Raw genomic sequence first — 15,230 nt, forward strand, 5'->3', positions numbered from 1 at the left:
TTAAGTATATCATGAAATATAAACACACATTGTGGGGCGTAGGCCTTTCTTTATTGTTCTCTTGGGGAATGCTTTCTGCTTCGGCGGCTGCGCCGGCAGGAGAAGAGACTACCGCAAAGGAAACTTTTGAGGTAGGGAAGGGAACATTTCTGTTGAACGGAAAGCCTTTTGTGGTAAAGGCTGCCGAGGTGCATTATCCGCGTATTCCGGAACCTTACTGGGAACAGCGTATTCTTTCTTGTAAGGCATTGGGCATGAATACCCTTTGCTTGTATGTATTCTGGAACTTGCATGAACAGCATCCGGGTGAGTTCGATTTTTCAGGTAACAAGGACATTGCCAAATTCTGCCGCCTGGCACAGAAACACGGAATGTATGTCATCGTACGTCCGGGACCGTACGTTTGTGCGGAATGGGAAATGGGCGGACTGCCTTGGTGGTTGCTGAAGAAAAAAGATGTGCAGCTGCGTACACTCGACCCTTACTACATGGAACGGGTCGGCATCTTTATGAACGAAGTAGGCAAACAGCTGGCCGACTTGCAGCTTTCCCGTGGGGGAAACATCATCATGGTACAGGTGGAAAATGAATACGGTTCGTATGGCATCAACAAGCCTTACGTATCGGCCATCCGCGACATCGTGAAAAAAGCGGGCTTCACCGACGTGCCACTCTTCCAGTGTGACTGGAGTTCCAACTTCACCAACAATGCGCTGGATGATTTGTTGTGGACAGTAAACTTCGGTACGGGTGCCAATATTGACGAACAGTTCAAGAAACTGAAATCGTTGCGTCCGGAAACACCGATGATGTGCAGCGAGTTCTGGAGCGGCTGGTTCGACCACTGGGGGCGGAAGCATGAAACCCGCGATGCGGCTACCATGGTGAGCGGTATCAAGGACATGCTGGACCGGAACATTTCGTTCAGCTTGTATATGACACACGGAGGTACGACCTTCGGCTGGTGGGGCGGTGCCAATAACCCGGCTTATTCGGCCATGTGCAGTTCATACGATTACGATGCGCCTATCAGTGAGGCCGGATGGACTACTCCGAAATATTTCCAGTTGCGTGACTTGTTGAAGCAATATCTTCCGGAAGGAGAAACCCTACCTGAACCTCCGGCACAGTATCCGGTGATTTCCGTGCCGGCCATTACGGACTGGAAGGTGGCTCCGTTGTTCAACAATCTGCCGCAGCCTAAGCAGTCGGAAGATATCCAGCCGATGGAAATGTTCGACCAGGGCTGGGGAACGATTCTGTATCGCACGACTTTGAAAGAAGATGTGAAAGGTACCTTGCACATCGATGAAGTACACGACTGGGCACAGGTGTTTGCCAACGGTAAACTGTTGGGACGTTTGGATCGTCGTCACGGTGAATTTACCTTGCCGTTGAAAGAAACCTTGAAGAAAGGTACCCAGCTGGACATCCTGGTAGAAGCCATGGGACGTGTGAATTTTGACAAATCTATCCACGACCGGAAAGGAATCTCAAAGAAGGTAGAGGTGGTCAATGGCGACCAGGCACAGGAACTGAAGGGCTGGACCGTGTATAACTTGCCTCCGTTCTATGAATTTGTGAGTCAGAAAAACTACCAGGCGGGTAAACCGGTGGAGGGACCTGCCTATTATAAAGCCACTTTCCATCTGGACAAGACGGGTGATACATTCCTGGACATGCAGACCTGGGGAAAAGGTATGGTTTGGGTAAACGGACATGCCATGGGACGTTTCTGGGAAATCGGTCCGCAGCAGACACTGTACATGCCGGGATGCTGGCTGAAGGAAGGCGACAATGAAATCATTGTGCTCGATTTGAAGGGCCCGGCCGAAGCCAAAGTGGTCGGCGTGGAAAAACCGATATTGGACATGTTGCGTGAAAAGGCTCCGGAAACCCATCGTAAAGACGGCCAGAACCTGAACCTGAAAGCTGAGAAGCCGGTGATGACAGGTACATTCAAGGCAGGCAACGGCTGGCAGGAAGTACGCTTTGCACAACCGGTAGCCGGACGTTACTTCTGTCTGGAAGGTGTTTCCAACTACGACGGTACCAACATTGCCGCTGTGGCAGAGATGGATGTGCTGGGCGCAGACGGAAAACCGGTTTCCCGCGAAAGCTGGAAGATTGTCTATGCCGACAGCGAAGAAACTCGCAGTGGTAACCGTACAGCCGACAAGGTGTTCGATTTACAGGAAAGTACCTTCTGGCAGACGGTGGACAATACCGCTTATCCGCATCAGATTGTCATAGATTTAGGAAAAGAATATCAGGTGACAGGTTTCCGTATGCTGCCTCGCGCGGAGGCCGGTGCGCCAGGTTTGATAAAGGATTACAAAGTATATGTAAAGAAAGCAGATTTTACATATTGATTTTCAGTTCGTATAGAACTTAAGGTAATTCAGGAGGGATATCCCGCGGACAGCAAGTCTGCGGGATATTTTTTTGTCTGATGGAAGAAAAATCCCTTTATTCCATGTCTTTATGACATTTTTTTACGAAATTTGCCGCCCAATGTGAAATTAGGTATGCAAGGAGAGTTTGCATCGGATAACAGATGAAAGAATGAACGATTCAAAACCGACATTTAAGGAAATAAACGAAAGTTATACATTAAAAGAAGCCATTGCGGAAGCCAAGCGTTGCCTGAACTGCAAGCATCCTTCCTGTAAGAAGGGATGTCCGATTGAAAATGATATTCCTGAATTTATCCATGAGTTATCGAAGGGGAACATGGGGAACGCCATGGCAATTATCAATGAAAAAAGTAATCTTCCGGCTATTTGCGGCCGTGTCTGCCCGCATGAAAAACAGTGTCAGGGACATTGCGTGCTCTATCCGAAAGGGAAAGGTATTGAAATCGGGAAGCTGGAACGCTTCATCGCCGATTTTGATACGGAGATGAATTTGATTCGTGAGAAACTGCCGCAGAAAACCCGTGGAAAGGTGGCCGTCATCGGTTCGGGTCCTGCCGGACTGACTGTGGCAGGCGACTTGGCCCGCCAGGGTTTCAATGTGACCATCTTTGAAAGTCAGGCGGAAGCCGGCGGTGTCTTGATGTACGGTATTCCGGAATACCGCTTGCCCAAACAGGTGGTACGTCAGGAAATCCAGAAGATTGAAGCGCTGGGAGTGACTTTCGTGTTGAATTGTGTGGTGGGAAAACAGCTGAACATCGATGATCTTTTTGCACAGGGCTATGATGCCATTTTTATCGGTTCGGGTACGGCGTTGCCGAAATCGCTGGATGTTCCGGGGGCCGGATTGCGTGGTGTCATTCAAGCCACATACCTGTTACACATGGCCAATATCTACAACGAAGGTACGGTGGGACGTGACAAGGTGCCGGTCATTGAAGGCGAGCATGTGGCCGTGATGGGATGCGGCAACGTAGCCATGGATGCAGCCCGTACGGCTGTACGTATGGGAGCTGCCAGTGTGACCATTGTGTACCGTCGCACGGAGGCCGACATGCCGGCCATTCAGGCAGAGTATCAGGCGGCCTTGCAGGAAGGAGTGAAATTCCTGTGGCAGACCTCTACCACGGAGTTTCTGGGCAATGCGGAAGGAAAGGTTGTCGGCTTGCGGGCCAACACCCCGGAGGGTGTCAAGGAATATGCCTTCGACCGTATCTGTCTGGCAGTAGGTTCTCGTCCGGCCAGCCGGATTGTATCTACGACCGAAGGCATTGATACCGACGATAACGGCTATGTACTGGTGAAGGAACGTCCGTTTGGCATGACCAGTCGCAAGGGAGTCTTTGCTGGAGGTGATGTGGTCCATCGGCCGCAGACTGTGGTGATGGCCATGAAAGCGGCCAAGAGTGTGGCTGTGGGTATCGCGCAGTATGTAGATGCCATAAAACTATTGAGTGAATGACCTAATTATAAAATAAATACTAAAGTTTGGGCTGTATCTCCTGATAACTCAGGAAAAAGCATTAATTTCGCGAATTCAAATGAATGTGTAGAAATTAGATACCAAAAATAATTTACGACAATGATGGAGCTTGATTTACTCACAGCTGTATCGCCGATTGACGGCCGATACAGAAGCAAAGCGGGAGCTTTGGCTGCTTATTTTTCTGAATATGCACTCATGAAATATCGTGTGCGGGTGGAAATAGAATATTTCATTACCTTGTGTGAGCTGCCGTTGCCGCAGTTGAGTTCATTCGACGCGGCTCGTTTCGAATCTCTCCGTGATATTTACCGCAACTTTTCGGAAGCTGATGCGGCACGTATCAAGGAAATCGAAAGTGTGACCAACCACGATGTGAAGGCTGTAGAGTATTTCATCAAGGAGCAGTTTGATAAACTGGGCGGACTGGAACCTTACAAGGAATTCATCCATTTCGGACTGACTTCTCAGGATATCAACAATACTTCTGTCCCCTTGTCGATTAAAGATGCGCTGGAAGAAGTTTATTATCCGCAGATTCAGAAGCTGATTGACCAGCTGACAACGTATGCGGAAGAATGGAAGAACATTCCGATGCTGGCAAAAACACACGGACAGCCGGCTTCCCCGACTCGTCTGGGAAAAGAAATCATGGTCTTTGTGTATCGTCTGAACCGTCAGCTGGCCGTATTGAAAGCTTGTCCGCTGACCGCGAAGTTCGGTGGGGCTACCGGCAACTACAACGCCCATCACGTGGCTTATCCGGAGTATGACTGGAAGGCATTCGGCAACAAGTTTGTATCGGAAAAACTGGGGCTGGAACGGGAAGAATATACCACACAGATTTCCAACTATGACGGACTGGGAGCTATCTTTGATGCCATGAAGCGGATCAATACCATCATGATTGACATGAACCGTGACTTCTGGCAATATATCTCCATGGAGTACTTCAAGCAGAAAATCAAAGCGGGCGAAGTGGGCTCCAGTGCCATGCCGCATAAGGTGAACCCGATTGACTTTGAAAATGCGGAAGGTAATCTGGGAATGGCCAACGCCATTTTTGCACATCTGTCTTCCAAGCTGCCGATATCTCGTCTGCAGCGTGACTTGACCGACTCTACGGTATTGCGTAACATCGGCGTACCGTTCGGACATACTATCATTGCCATCCAGAGTTCCTTGAAGGGCCTCGGCAAATTGCTGCTGAACGAGCATAAGATTTATGAAGATTTGGATAACTGCTGGAGCGTAGTGGCTGAAGCTATTCAGACGATTCTGCGTCGCGAAGCTTATCCGCATCCGTATGAAGCCCTGAAGGCTTTGACTCGTACGAACCAGGCTATTACGGAAGCATCCATCAAGGACTTTATCGAGACACTGAACGTGAGTGAAGACATCAAAAAAGAATTGCGTGCGATTACTCCGCACAACTATACTGGAGTATAACTTAAAACAATAAATATCGCCCGAGAGGGTGTCAGAGTATTAATTAGCATTAAACAGAAAAATTATGGCAGAAAAAGAATTCAGACAGGAAGGCGAAAACAGCCAGTCTGGCCGCGATGGTTACAAGTCTTATAACAGAGAAGGGTATAATAAGTACGGTAGAGGCGAGAAAAGCAACAGCTACGGTCGCCGTCCGTATAACAACAATAGAGAAGGGGGAGAGGGTTATCGCTCTTCCTATAATCCTCGTTTCAATAACAACAACGGGGAGGACCGTCCGCAGAGAGGTGGCTACGGCAATCGTCCGCAGCGTCCTTATGGCAACCGTCCGTATAACAATGAAGGAGGAGAACAGCGCTCTTCTTACAATCCGCGTTTCAATAACAACAATGGAGGACGTCCGCAGCGTTCTTACGGCAACCGTCCGTATAATAACAACAATGAGGGGGGTGAGCAGCGCCCGTATCGTCCGCGCTTCAACAATGGCGGACAGCAGGGTGGTGAACAGCGTTCCTATCGTCCGCGTTTCAATAACGGTGGACAGCAAGGTGGTTATGGACGTCCGCAAGGAGGGTACCGTCCGCGTACAGCTGACTACAATCCGAATGCGAAATACAGCATGAAGAAGCAGATTGAGTACAAGGATGTGCTGACCGACCCGGATGAACCGATTCGTTTGAACAAGTTCCTGGCCAATGCGGGAATCTGCTCTCGCCGTGAAGCGGATGAATTCATCACCGCCGGAGTGGTTTCAGTGAACGGTGAAATCGTGACGGAACTGGGTACGAAGGTGAAACGTTCGGATGAAGTGAAGTTCCACGACCAGCCGGTGAGCATCGAACGCAAGGTGTATGTGTTGCTCAACAAACCGAAAGATTGTGTGACGACTTCCGACGATCCTCAGGAACGCAAGACGGTGATGGATTTCGTGAAAGGTGCCTGCAAGGAACGCATTTATCCGGTGGGACGTCTGGACCGCAATACTACGGGTGTGCTCCTGTTGACGAACGACGGAGACCTGGCTTCCAAGCTGACGCATCCGAAGTTCCTGAAGAAGAAAATCTACCATGTATATTGCGACAAGAACGTGACTAAGGCGGATTTGGATCAGATTGTACAGGGTATCACACTCGACGATGGTGAAATCCATGCCGATGCCATCAGTTATGCTTCGGATACGGACAAGTCGCAGGTAGGCATTGAAATCCACTCCGGAAAGAACCGTATCGTGCGCCGTATTTTCGAATCGCTGGGATATCGGGTAGTGAAACTGGACCGTGTGTATTTCGCCGGACTGACCAAGAAGGGACTTCGTCGGGGTGACTGGCGCTACTTGACAGAACAGGAAGTAGCCATGTTGCGTATGGGGTCTTTTGAATAACGAGAAACAAATGGAACACAGGGATAGGCGGATACCAAATATCTCTGTGTTTTTTAGATTAATTGATAAAACAGAGAATCAAAATGGAAACAATTCGTAGAACAAAAATTGTTGACCTGCTGAAGCGTGAAGATTTTGGAGCGATGGTCAATGTGAAGGGTTGGGTACGTACTCGCCGTGGTAGCAAGCAAGTAAACTTTATTGCGTTGAATGATGGTTCTACTATAAATAATGTGCAGATTGTGGTTGATCTGGCTAATTTCGACGAGGAACTGCTGAAGCTGATTACCACCGGTGCATGTCTGAGCGTGAACGGAGAACTGGTGAAGTCAGTCGGTGCCGGTCAGGCTGCCGAAATCCAGGCGCGTGAAATTGAGGTACTGGGTACTTGCGACAATACTTATCCGTTGCAGAAGAAAGGACACTCCATGGAATTCTTACGTGAAATCGCTCATCTGCGTCCGCGTACGAATACGTTTGGTGCTGTATTCCGTATCCGTCATAACATGGCAATCGCCATTCATAAGTTCTTCCATGAAAGAGGTTTCTTCTATTTCCATACTCCGTTGATTACCGCTTCCGACTGCGAAGGAGCAGGACAGATGTTCCAGGTAACGACCATGAACCTTTATGACTTGAAGAAGGATGAGAACGGTTCTATCATTTATGACAATGACTTCTTTGGAAGACAGACCAGTCTGACGGTTTCCGGACAGTTGGAAGGTGAGCTGGCAGCTACTGCTTTGGGAGCTATCTATACGTTCGGACCGACTTTCCGTGCCGAAAACTCCAATACACCGCGTCACTTGGCTGAGTTCTGGATGATTGAACCGGAAGTGGCTTTCAATGACATCAATGACAACATGGATTTGGCAGAGGAATTCATTAAATATTGCGTACAGTGGGCTTTGGACAACTGTTACGACGATGTGAAGTTCCTGAATGACATGTTTGATAAGGGCTTGATTGAACGTCTGCAAGGAGTTTTGAAAGAGTCTTTCGTGCGTTTGCCCTATACGGAAGGTATCAAGATTCTGGAAGAAGCAGTAGCTAACGGCCACAAGTTTGAATTCCCGGTTTACTGGGGCGTGGATTTGGCTTCAGAACATGAACGTTTCTTGGTGGAAGAGCACTTCAAACGTCCGGTTATTTTGACGGATTATCCGAAGGAAATCAAGGCCTTCTATATGAAGCAGAACGAAGACGGAAAGACCGTACGCGCAATGGATGTATTGTTCCCGAAGATTGGCGAAATTATCGGCGGTTCAGAGCGTGAGGCAGACTACGACAAACTGTTGACCCGTATCCAGGAATTGCATATTCCGATGAAAGACATGTGGTGGTATCTGGATACCCGTAAGTATGGTTCATGTCCTCATTCAGGCTTCGGGCTGGGTTTTGAACGTTTGCTGTTGTTTGTGACTGGTATGTCGAACATCCGTGACGTGATTCCGTTCCCACGTACCCCGAGAAATGCCGAATTCTAAGCGTAAATAATATTTTTGTAAGGAGAAAAAAAGTCATTCCAAGCGGAATGACTTTTTTTTATGTGTTTTGGGTAGAAAAAAGTGCATAAAATGCGTGATTTTCAAATTATTTTATAATTTTGTAGGTAACCTAACGAGTAATTCTAATACTTTAAGTTATGAAAATACGTTATTTCTTTCTGATGGCATTTCTAATGCTTTTGGCTGTCGGCAATTCGATGGCTCAGGATGTACAGGAGAAGACTCCAATCACTTTACATGGGGTATGGCAGATGTGTTTTTATCGTTCTAATTCTCCGGATATTCCCGGTGAACTTAAGACAAGTAATTCCTTGAAGATTCTTTCAGATGACGGGCATTTTACGAATCTGCTGATGATGCAGACGGGGGCTGTGATTCTGGGGTATGGTACCTACGAAATCAACAATGAGGGCCTTTATACAGAATATGTAGAGAAAAACGTACATCTTCCACAATTAAACGGGGGAAAGAATGAAATGCATTTCGAACTGAAGGAAAACGGAACGTTGATGTATGTGAAATATTTCCTGAAAAATGACGCCAATGGAAATGAGATTGATTCGTGGTGTCATGAAATTTGGAAGAAAGTCGAAATGTCGCCGGTTTACCCGGGTGATGAACTGAGATAAGGAAATCCGAAAATGAAGAATAAAGAAGGAAGGCGGTTCCGGGATGAGGTCCGGATACCGCCTTTCTTGTTTTTGGGCATAGAGTCGCTATTCATAATCAACCGTTTATCCCGCGAAAAAAAAACTTAAAATCTTTGTCGGTTAAAAGAAAAGCCGTACCTTTGCAAGCCGATTATTATCAACTAGTGATAAATTTTTAATTCTGAGTGCTTTATTCTTCTTTGTCCGGGAAGAGTAGGGCGGGAGGAATTTGTTTTTTAGTAGTTAACATTTTAAAAAAGATTTAAGAGTGGATACTTTAAGTTACAAGACCATTTCTGCAAACAAGGAAACAGCAACGAAAGAATGGGTTGTTGTGGATGCTACCGATCAGGTTGTAGGCCGTCTCGGTGCGAAAGTTGCAAAGTTGTTGAGAGGTAAGTACAAACCTAACTTCACCCCTCATGTAGACTGCGGTGATAACGTAATCATCATTAACGCAGACAAAGTGAAATTTACAGGTAAGAAAATGACTGACAAGATTTACCTGAGCTATACAGGTTATCCTGGTGGTCAGCGTGAAATTACTCCGGCTCGTCTGATGGCAAAACCGAATGGCGCTGAGAAATTGATGAAGAGAGTAGTTAAAGGTATGCTTCCTAAGAATCGTCTGGGAGCTAAGTTGCTGGGCAACTTGTATGTTTACGAAGGAAGTGAACACAAACACGAAGCTCAGACTCCGAAAGTAATCGATATTAATTCACTTAAATAATAAAGAATGGAAGTAGTAAATGCATTAGGCAGACGTAAAAGCGCAGTTGCTCGCGTTTTCGTAAGCGAAGGTACAGGAAAGATTACTATTAACAAGAGAGACCTTGCACAGTACTTTCCATCAACGATTCTGCAGTATGTAGTTAAACAGCCGTTGAACAAATTGGAAGTGGCTGAAAAATATGATATCAAAGTAAACTTGTGTGGTGGCGGTTTCACTGGTCAGTCTCAGGCTTTGCGTCTGGCTATCGCTCGTGCACTGGTTAAAATCAACCCCGAAGACAAGAAAGCTCTTCGTGCAGAAGGCTTCATGACTCGCGATTCTCGTTCTGTTGAACGTAAGAAACCGGGACGTCCGAAAGCACGTCGTAGATTCCAGTTCAGTAAACGTTAACGAGGGGACAAGTTGGATAAGGGACAAGTTGGCAAGGATACTCTCTCTTATGGATTATTTCCTTGTTGCCTCGTCAACTGATACCTCGTCACCTAAAGAAGCGTTTAGTATCTAAACTGCCAGGATTCTTCCTGCAAGCATTTGTCGGAAAGACTACCGGACAGTTGGTTCAATAAACAAAAAAGAAAGTAAACGATTAAAATTAAAAACAATGTCAAGAGTAAATTTTGATACATTATTGGAGGCTGGTTGCCACTTCGGACACCTTAAAAGAAAGTGGAACCCTGCAATGGCTCCTTATATTTTCATGGAACGCAACGGTATTCATATCATCGATTTGAACAAAACTGTTGCTAAAGTTGATGAAGCTGCTGAAGCTTTGAAACAAATCGCAAAATCAGGAAAGAAAGTCCTGTTCGTTGCTACTAAGAAACAAGCTAAACAGGTAGTAGCTGAGAAAGCTGCTTCTGTAAACATGCCGTACGTTATCGAACGTTGGCCGGGTGGTATGTTGACAAACTTCCCGACAATCCGTAAGGCTGTGAAGAAAATGGCTACTATCGATAAACTGACTAACGATGGTACTTATTCTAACCTGTCAAAGAGAGAAATCCTGCAGATTTCTCGTCAGCGCGCTAAATTGGAAAAGAACCTCGGTTCTATCGCTGATTTGACTCGTCTGCCGTCTGCATTGTTTGTAGTCGACGTAATGAAAGAAAACATCGCAGTTCGCGAAGCTAACCGTTTGGGTATTCCTGTATTTGCTATCGTAGATACAAACTCTGACCCGACAAACGTTGATTTCGTTATTCCGGCAAATGATGACGCTACTAAGTCTGTAGAAGTTATCTTGGATGCTTGCTGCGCTGCAATGGCAGAAGGTCTGGAAGAAAGAAAAGCTGAAAAAGTAGATATGGAAGCTGCAGGTGAAAACGCACCGAAAGCTGCAAAGAAAAAATCTACTAAGGCTCGCATGGACAAGGCTGAAGAAGAAGCCATCAACGCTTCTAAAGCAGCTGCCTTCATGAACAAGGACGAAGAAGAAGCTTAATATAAAGTAAGTTGAGAATTGAAAATTGAAAATTGGGAAGACTGTATTCTCGATTCTCAATTCTCAATTCTCAACTTTGTTTTTATGCATATTATTAACTCAAAATAAAGATATTATTATGGCTGTAAGTATGGCTGATATCACCAAGCTCCGTAAAATGACGGGAGCTGGTATGATGGACTGTAAAAATGCTTTGACAGAAGCTGAAGGCGATTTCGACAAAGCAGTAGAAATTATCCGTAAAAAAGGACAGGCTGTAGCTGCAAAACGTTCTGACCGTGAAACTTCAGAAGGTTGTGTATTGGCAAAATCAACTGGCGACTATGCAGCAATGATTGCTTTGAAGTGTGAAACTGACTTCGTGGCTAAGAATGCTGATTTCGTAGCGCTGACTCAGGCTATTCTGGATGCGGCTATCGCTAACAAATGCAAGACTTTGGATGAAGTAAAAGCTCTGCCGATGGGTAGCGGTACAATTGCTGACGCAATCGTAGAACGCAGCGGTATCACAGGTGAAAAGACTGAATTGGATGGCTATAACTTTGTATCTGGCGCTTGTACAGCTGTTTACAACCACATGAACAAGAACCAGCTTTGCACTATCGTAGCTTTCAACAAGGTTTGTGATGAAAAAATCGCTCACGAAATTTGTATGCAGATTGCAGCTATGAACCCGATTGCTATTGATGAAGCCGGTGTTCCTGAAGCTGTAAAACAGGAAGAAATTAACGTGGCTATCGAAAAGACTAAAGCTGAACAGATTCAGAAGGCAGTAGAAGCTGCTTTGAAGAAAGCTGGCATCAACCCGGCTCACGTAGACAGCGAAGAGCACATGGAAAGCAACATGGCAAAGGGCTGGATTTCTGCTGAAGACGTAGCTAAGGCTAAGGAAATCAAAGAAACTGTAGCTGCTGAAAAGGCTGCCAATCTGCCGCAGGCTATGATTGAGAACATTGCGAAAGGTCGTCTGGGCAAATTCTTGAAGGAAGTTTGTCTGTTGAACCAGGAAAGCATCATGGAGCCGAAGAAGACTGTAGCTGATGTATTGAAGGAAGCTGATCCTGAATTGGCTATTACAGAATTCAAGCGTTTCACTTTACGTGCTGAATAATCATTATTCGATATCCTTTTTCGGGCATGCAGTTTTGCATGCCCGATTTGTTTTGCGGCTGTTTGTTTCAAGCAGCCGTTTTTTATTGATTATTATCAGGAAAAGTAATCTTTCAAGCTGGATATTTTGTATTTTTGCTGTCGGAAAACATAGAATGAAATTCTAACTTTTAAACAAAATAGATTATGGCAAAGAAAGCGCTTTTAATGATTTTGGATGGTTGGGGATGTGGCGACCATCAGAAAGATGATGTAATCTTCAATACTCCGACTCCTTACTGGGACAGCCTGCTGGCTACCTATCCTCACTCACAGTTGCAGGCCAGTGGTGAAAATGTAGGTCTTCCCGACGGACAGATGGGTAACTCTGAAGTAGGCCACCTGAACATCGGTGCCGGACGTATCGTATATCAGGACTTGGTGAAGATTAACCGTGCTTGTGCCGACAACAGTATCCTGAAGAACAAAGAAATCGTGTCTGCTTTCTCATACGCAAAAGAGCATGGCAAGAACATGCACTTCATGGGACTGACCTCTAACGGCGGTGTTCACTCTTCTTTGGATCACTTGTTCAAGTTGTGTGACATTGCAAAAGAATACGGACTGGAAAATACATTCATCCACTGCTTCATGGACGGTCGTGACACTGACCCGAAGAGCGGTAAAGGATTCATCGAACAGCTGACTGCGCATTGTGAGAAATCAGCCGGAAAGGTTGCCTCTATCGTAGGACGTTTCTATGCGATGGACCGTGACAAACGCTGGGCACGTGTGAAAGAAGCATACGACTTGCTGGTAAGCGGTATCGGTAAGAAGGCTACTGACATGGTACAGGCCATGCAGGAATCATACGACGAAGGTGTGACCGACGAATTCATCAAACCGATTGTCAATGCCAACTTCGACGGTACCATCAAGGAAGGCGATGTAGTGATTTTCTTCAACTACCGTAACGACCGTGCGAAAGAGCTGACTATCGTATTGACTCAGCAGGATATGCCGGAAGAAGGCATGAAGACCATCCCAGGATTGCAGTACTACTGTATGACTCCGTACGATGCTTCTTTCAAGGGCGTACACATTCTTTTCGACAAGGAAAACGTACAGAACACATTGGGTGAATACCTGGCCAACAACGGTAAGACACAGCTGCACATTGCAGAAACAGAAAAATATGCACACGTTACCTTCTTCTTCAACGGTGGACGTGAAACTCCATATACCAATGAAGACCGTATCCTGGTTCCGTCACCGAAAGTAGCCACTTATGACCTGAAACCGGAAATGAGTGCTTACGAAGTGAAAGACAAACTGGTAGAAGCCATCGGTACACAGAAATATGATTTTATCGTGGTAAACTATGCCAACGGTGATATGGTAGGTCACACAGGTATCTACGAAGCCATCGAAAAAGCAGTAGTTGCCATCGACAACTGTGTGAAAGATACAGTAGAAGCTGCCAAGGCAAACGGTTATGAAGTCATCATCATTGCCGACCACGGAAATGCCGACCATGCTTTGAATGCTGACGGTACACCGAACACAGCTCACTCTTTGAACCCGGTTCCGTTTGTGTACGTAACTGAAAACAAGGATGCCAAGGTAGAAAACGGTGTATTGGCCGATGTAGCTCCTTCTATCCTGCACATTCTGGGTATGGCCCAGCCGGCAGAAATGACAGGTCATGACCTGATTAAATAAGCTGTCTGAGAATCCTCAAGAGAACCAGATAAAAGTCGGGCTTCACTGCGGAAAAGTGGTGAAGTCCGTTTTTTTTATGCCTTGTGGTCACACCGTATACCTGATGAGACTTTGTGAATGGGGAGGGGACAGCGGAAGCACTGGACGGTTCGCCGTTTGGGAGGCGATGTGTGGTTTCTTGCCTGATGAGTGTGATACGGCTTGCTCGTGGAAACTGGATAGAAGAGGATGAAATCGCAAACATTCCGTCTTTCAGAGACTGTCCTGTTTTCTTGCCGAAATCTGACAGGAAAGAAAATAAAAAGCCGCAAAGTAAAAAAAAGGATTACTTTGCGGCTTTTCTGTCAAACAGAGTGCTTGATTAAGCTTTAACTCCGTTGTATTCGTCAGATACAGTTAATTTCTTGCGGCCTTTAGCGCGACGTGCTGCCAATACTCGGCGACCGTTAGCGGTAGCCATTCTTTCACGGAAACCGTGTTTGTTTCTTCTCTTTCTGTTAGAGGGTTGGAATGTTCTTTTCATTTTCGTATATACTATTTATGTTATTATTCCATGCGTTCGGGCTGCAAAATTAGTGACTTTTTTTTAATAATCAAAGTGCTAAATCATTTTTAGACAAATCTTTTTGCGTTTTTTCGTGATTTAGATTAATTTTGCAACCGTATTCAGAGGATAAATCAACTATAACATAATAATAAAAGGATTTAAGTTATGATTAATGCTCAAGACATTAAAATCGGAACCGCTATCCGTATGGATGGCAAATTGTATTTCTGCATTGACTTCCTGCATGTAAAACCGGGTAAAGGAAACACTTTCATGCGTACAAAGCTGAAAGATGTGGTAGACGGATACGTATTGGAACGTCGTTTCAACATCGGTGAAAAACTGGAAGATGTACGTGTAGAACGTCGTCCTTACCAGTATCTGTATAAAGAAGGTGAAGACTATATCTTCATGAACCAGGAAACTTTCGAACAGGTGCCCATCGCTCACGACCTGATTGAAGGTGTGGATTTCCTGAAAGAAGAAATGGTGGTGGAAGTGGTTTCTGATGCTTCTACTGAAACTATCCTGTTCGCTGAACTGCCGGTAAAAGTACAGTTGAAGGTGACTTACACTGAACCGGGTCTGAAAGGTGATACAGCAACCAACGCTACCAAACCGGCTACTGTAGAAACAGGTGCTACTGTACGTGTGCCGTTGTTCATCAACCAGGACGAAATTATCGAAGTGGATACTCGTGACGGTTCATACGTAGGTCGTGTAAAAGCTTGATAAGATAGATTTGTCAGAGAAATCATTCTCAAAAGATAAAAAGAAAGCCGCATTGGACATTCCAGTGCGGCTTTCTGC

Annotated in this window: 13 protein-coding genes; 12 read left to right on the forward strand and 1 reads right to left on the reverse strand. The window is 45.8% G+C overall.

Going from position 1 to position 15,230, the window contains the following annotated elements; genetic code table 11:
* The first annotated feature begins 68 nt into the window (after positions 1–68).
* The 11 genes from BQ7480_RS02225 (at position 69) to gpmI (ending at position 13,873) form a co-directional block, all read left to right on the forward strand.
* On the forward strand, positions 69–2,372 hold the full coding sequence (locus tag BQ7480_RS02225; protein ID WP_072543856.1) for a beta-galactosidase: 2,304 nt from the start codon (positions 69–71) through the stop codon (positions 2,370–2,372).
* A gap of 193 nt (positions 2,373–2,565) precedes the next feature.
* Positions 2,566–3,879 (forward strand): NAD(P)-dependent oxidoreductase, encoded by a 1,314-nt coding sequence (locus BQ7480_RS02230; protein WP_072541544.1) that lies wholly within the window; start codon positions 2,566–2,568, stop codon positions 3,877–3,879.
* A gap of 123 nt (positions 3,880–4,002) precedes the next feature.
* A complete protein-coding gene (purB, locus tag BQ7480_RS02235) occupies positions 4,003–5,349 on the forward strand; it encodes an adenylosuccinate lyase (RefSeq protein WP_072543857.1) in 1,347 nt (448 codons plus the stop codon).
* Positions 5,350–5,413: 64 nt separating this feature from the next.
* Positions 5,414–6,730 (forward strand): pseudouridine synthase, encoded by a 1,317-nt coding sequence (locus tag BQ7480_RS02240; RefSeq protein WP_072541545.1) that lies wholly within the window; start codon positions 5,414–5,416, stop codon positions 6,728–6,730.
* Between the two features lie 83 nt (positions 6,731–6,813).
* Entirely contained in the window at positions 6,814–8,217 is a 1,404-nt protein-coding gene (gene asnS, locus BQ7480_RS02245) for an asparagine--tRNA ligase (protein WP_022352836.1), read from the forward strand.
* Positions 8,218–8,375: 158 nt separating this feature from the next.
* On the forward strand, positions 8,376–8,867 hold the full coding sequence (locus tag BQ7480_RS02250; protein ID WP_072541546.1) for a DUF4488 domain-containing protein: 492 nt from the start codon (positions 8,376–8,378) through the stop codon (positions 8,865–8,867).
* Between the two features lie 289 nt (positions 8,868–9,156).
* Positions 9,157–9,618: a 50S ribosomal protein L13 gene (gene rplM / locus BQ7480_RS02255; protein ID WP_072541547.1), complete on the forward strand. Its 462-nt coding sequence runs from the start codon at positions 9,157–9,159 to the stop codon at positions 9,616–9,618.
* Positions 9,619–9,624: 6 nt separating this feature from the next.
* Positions 9,625–10,011 carry a 30S ribosomal protein S9 gene (gene rpsI, locus BQ7480_RS02260; protein WP_072541548.1) on the forward strand — a complete coding sequence of 129 codons (387 nt, stop codon included), beginning with the start codon at positions 9,625–9,627 and terminating at the stop codon, positions 10,009–10,011.
* Positions 10,012–10,222: 211 nt separating this feature from the next.
* Positions 10,223–11,062, forward strand: coding sequence for a 30S ribosomal protein S2 (gene rpsB / locus BQ7480_RS02265; protein WP_072541549.1), 840 nt, complete (start codon positions 10,223–10,225; stop codon positions 11,060–11,062).
* Between the two features lie 118 nt (positions 11,063–11,180).
* The gene (tsf, locus tag BQ7480_RS02270) at positions 11,181–12,173 is read left to right on the forward strand and encodes a translation elongation factor Ts (protein ID WP_072541550.1); all 993 of its coding nucleotides are present in this window, start codon (positions 11,181–11,183) and stop codon (positions 12,171–12,173) included.
* Positions 12,174–12,358: 185 nt separating this feature from the next.
* Positions 12,359–13,873 (forward strand): 2,3-bisphosphoglycerate-independent phosphoglycerate mutase, encoded by a 1,515-nt coding sequence (gene gpmI, locus BQ7480_RS02275; RefSeq protein ID WP_072541551.1) that lies wholly within the window; start codon positions 12,359–12,361, stop codon positions 13,871–13,873.
* Between the two features lie 361 nt (positions 13,874–14,234).
* Here gpmI and rpmH read toward each other — a convergent pair whose 3' ends face one another.
* Positions 14,235–14,396, reverse strand: coding sequence for a 50S ribosomal protein L34 (gene rpmH / locus BQ7480_RS02285; protein ID WP_007564314.1), 162 nt, complete (start codon positions 14,394–14,396; stop codon positions 14,235–14,237).
* A 189-nt stretch (positions 14,397–14,585) separates the two neighbouring features.
* Between rpmH and efp the strand changes: the two genes are divergently transcribed.
* Positions 14,586–15,152, forward strand: coding sequence for an elongation factor P (gene efp, locus BQ7480_RS02290; RefSeq protein ID WP_072541553.1), 567 nt, complete (start codon positions 14,586–14,588; stop codon positions 15,150–15,152).
* The last annotated feature ends 78 nt before the right edge of the window (positions 15,153–15,230 follow it).

The organism is Bacteroides mediterraneensis, from assembly GCF_900128455.1.
Lineage (GTDB): Bacteria > Bacteroidota > Bacteroidia > Bacteroidales > Bacteroidaceae > Phocaeicola > Phocaeicola mediterraneensis.

Bases quoted from the DNA above. Each gene is read 5' to 3' on its own strand.
- asnS (WP_022352836.1), top strand. From the start codon at position 6,814: ATGGAAACAATTCGTAGAACAAAAATTGTTGACCTGCTGAAGCGTGAA.
- BQ7480_RS02250 (WP_072541546.1), top strand. From the start codon at position 8,376: ATGAAAATACGTTATTTCTTTCTGATGGCATTTCTAATGCTTTTGGCT.
- BQ7480_RS02225 (WP_072543856.1), top strand. From the start codon at position 69: ATGCTTTCTGCTTCGGCGGCTGCGCCGGCAGGAGAAGAGACTACCGCA.
- purB (WP_072543857.1), top strand. From the start codon at position 4,003: ATGGAGCTTGATTTACTCACAGCTGTATCGCCGATTGACGGCCGATAC.
- rpsI (WP_072541548.1), top strand. From the start codon at position 9,625: ATGGAAGTAGTAAATGCATTAGGCAGACGTAAAAGCGCAGTTGCTCGC.
- rpmH (WP_007564314.1), bottom strand. From the start codon at position 14,396: ATGAAAAGAACATTCCAACCCTCTAACAGAAAGAGAAGAAACAAACAC.
- efp (WP_072541553.1), top strand. From the start codon at position 14,586: ATGATTAATGCTCAAGACATTAAAATCGGAACCGCTATCCGTATGGAT.
- BQ7480_RS02230 (WP_072541544.1), top strand. From the start codon at position 2,566: ATGAACGATTCAAAACCGACATTTAAGGAAATAAACGAAAGTTATACA.
- tsf (WP_072541550.1), top strand. From the start codon at position 11,181: ATGGCTGTAAGTATGGCTGATATCACCAAGCTCCGTAAAATGACGGGA.
- gpmI (WP_072541551.1), top strand. From the start codon at position 12,359: ATGGCAAAGAAAGCGCTTTTAATGATTTTGGATGGTTGGGGATGTGGC.
- rpsB (WP_072541549.1), top strand. From the start codon at position 10,223: ATGTCAAGAGTAAATTTTGATACATTATTGGAGGCTGGTTGCCACTTC.
- BQ7480_RS02240 (WP_072541545.1), top strand. From the start codon at position 5,414: ATGGCAGAAAAAGAATTCAGACAGGAAGGCGAAAACAGCCAGTCTGGC.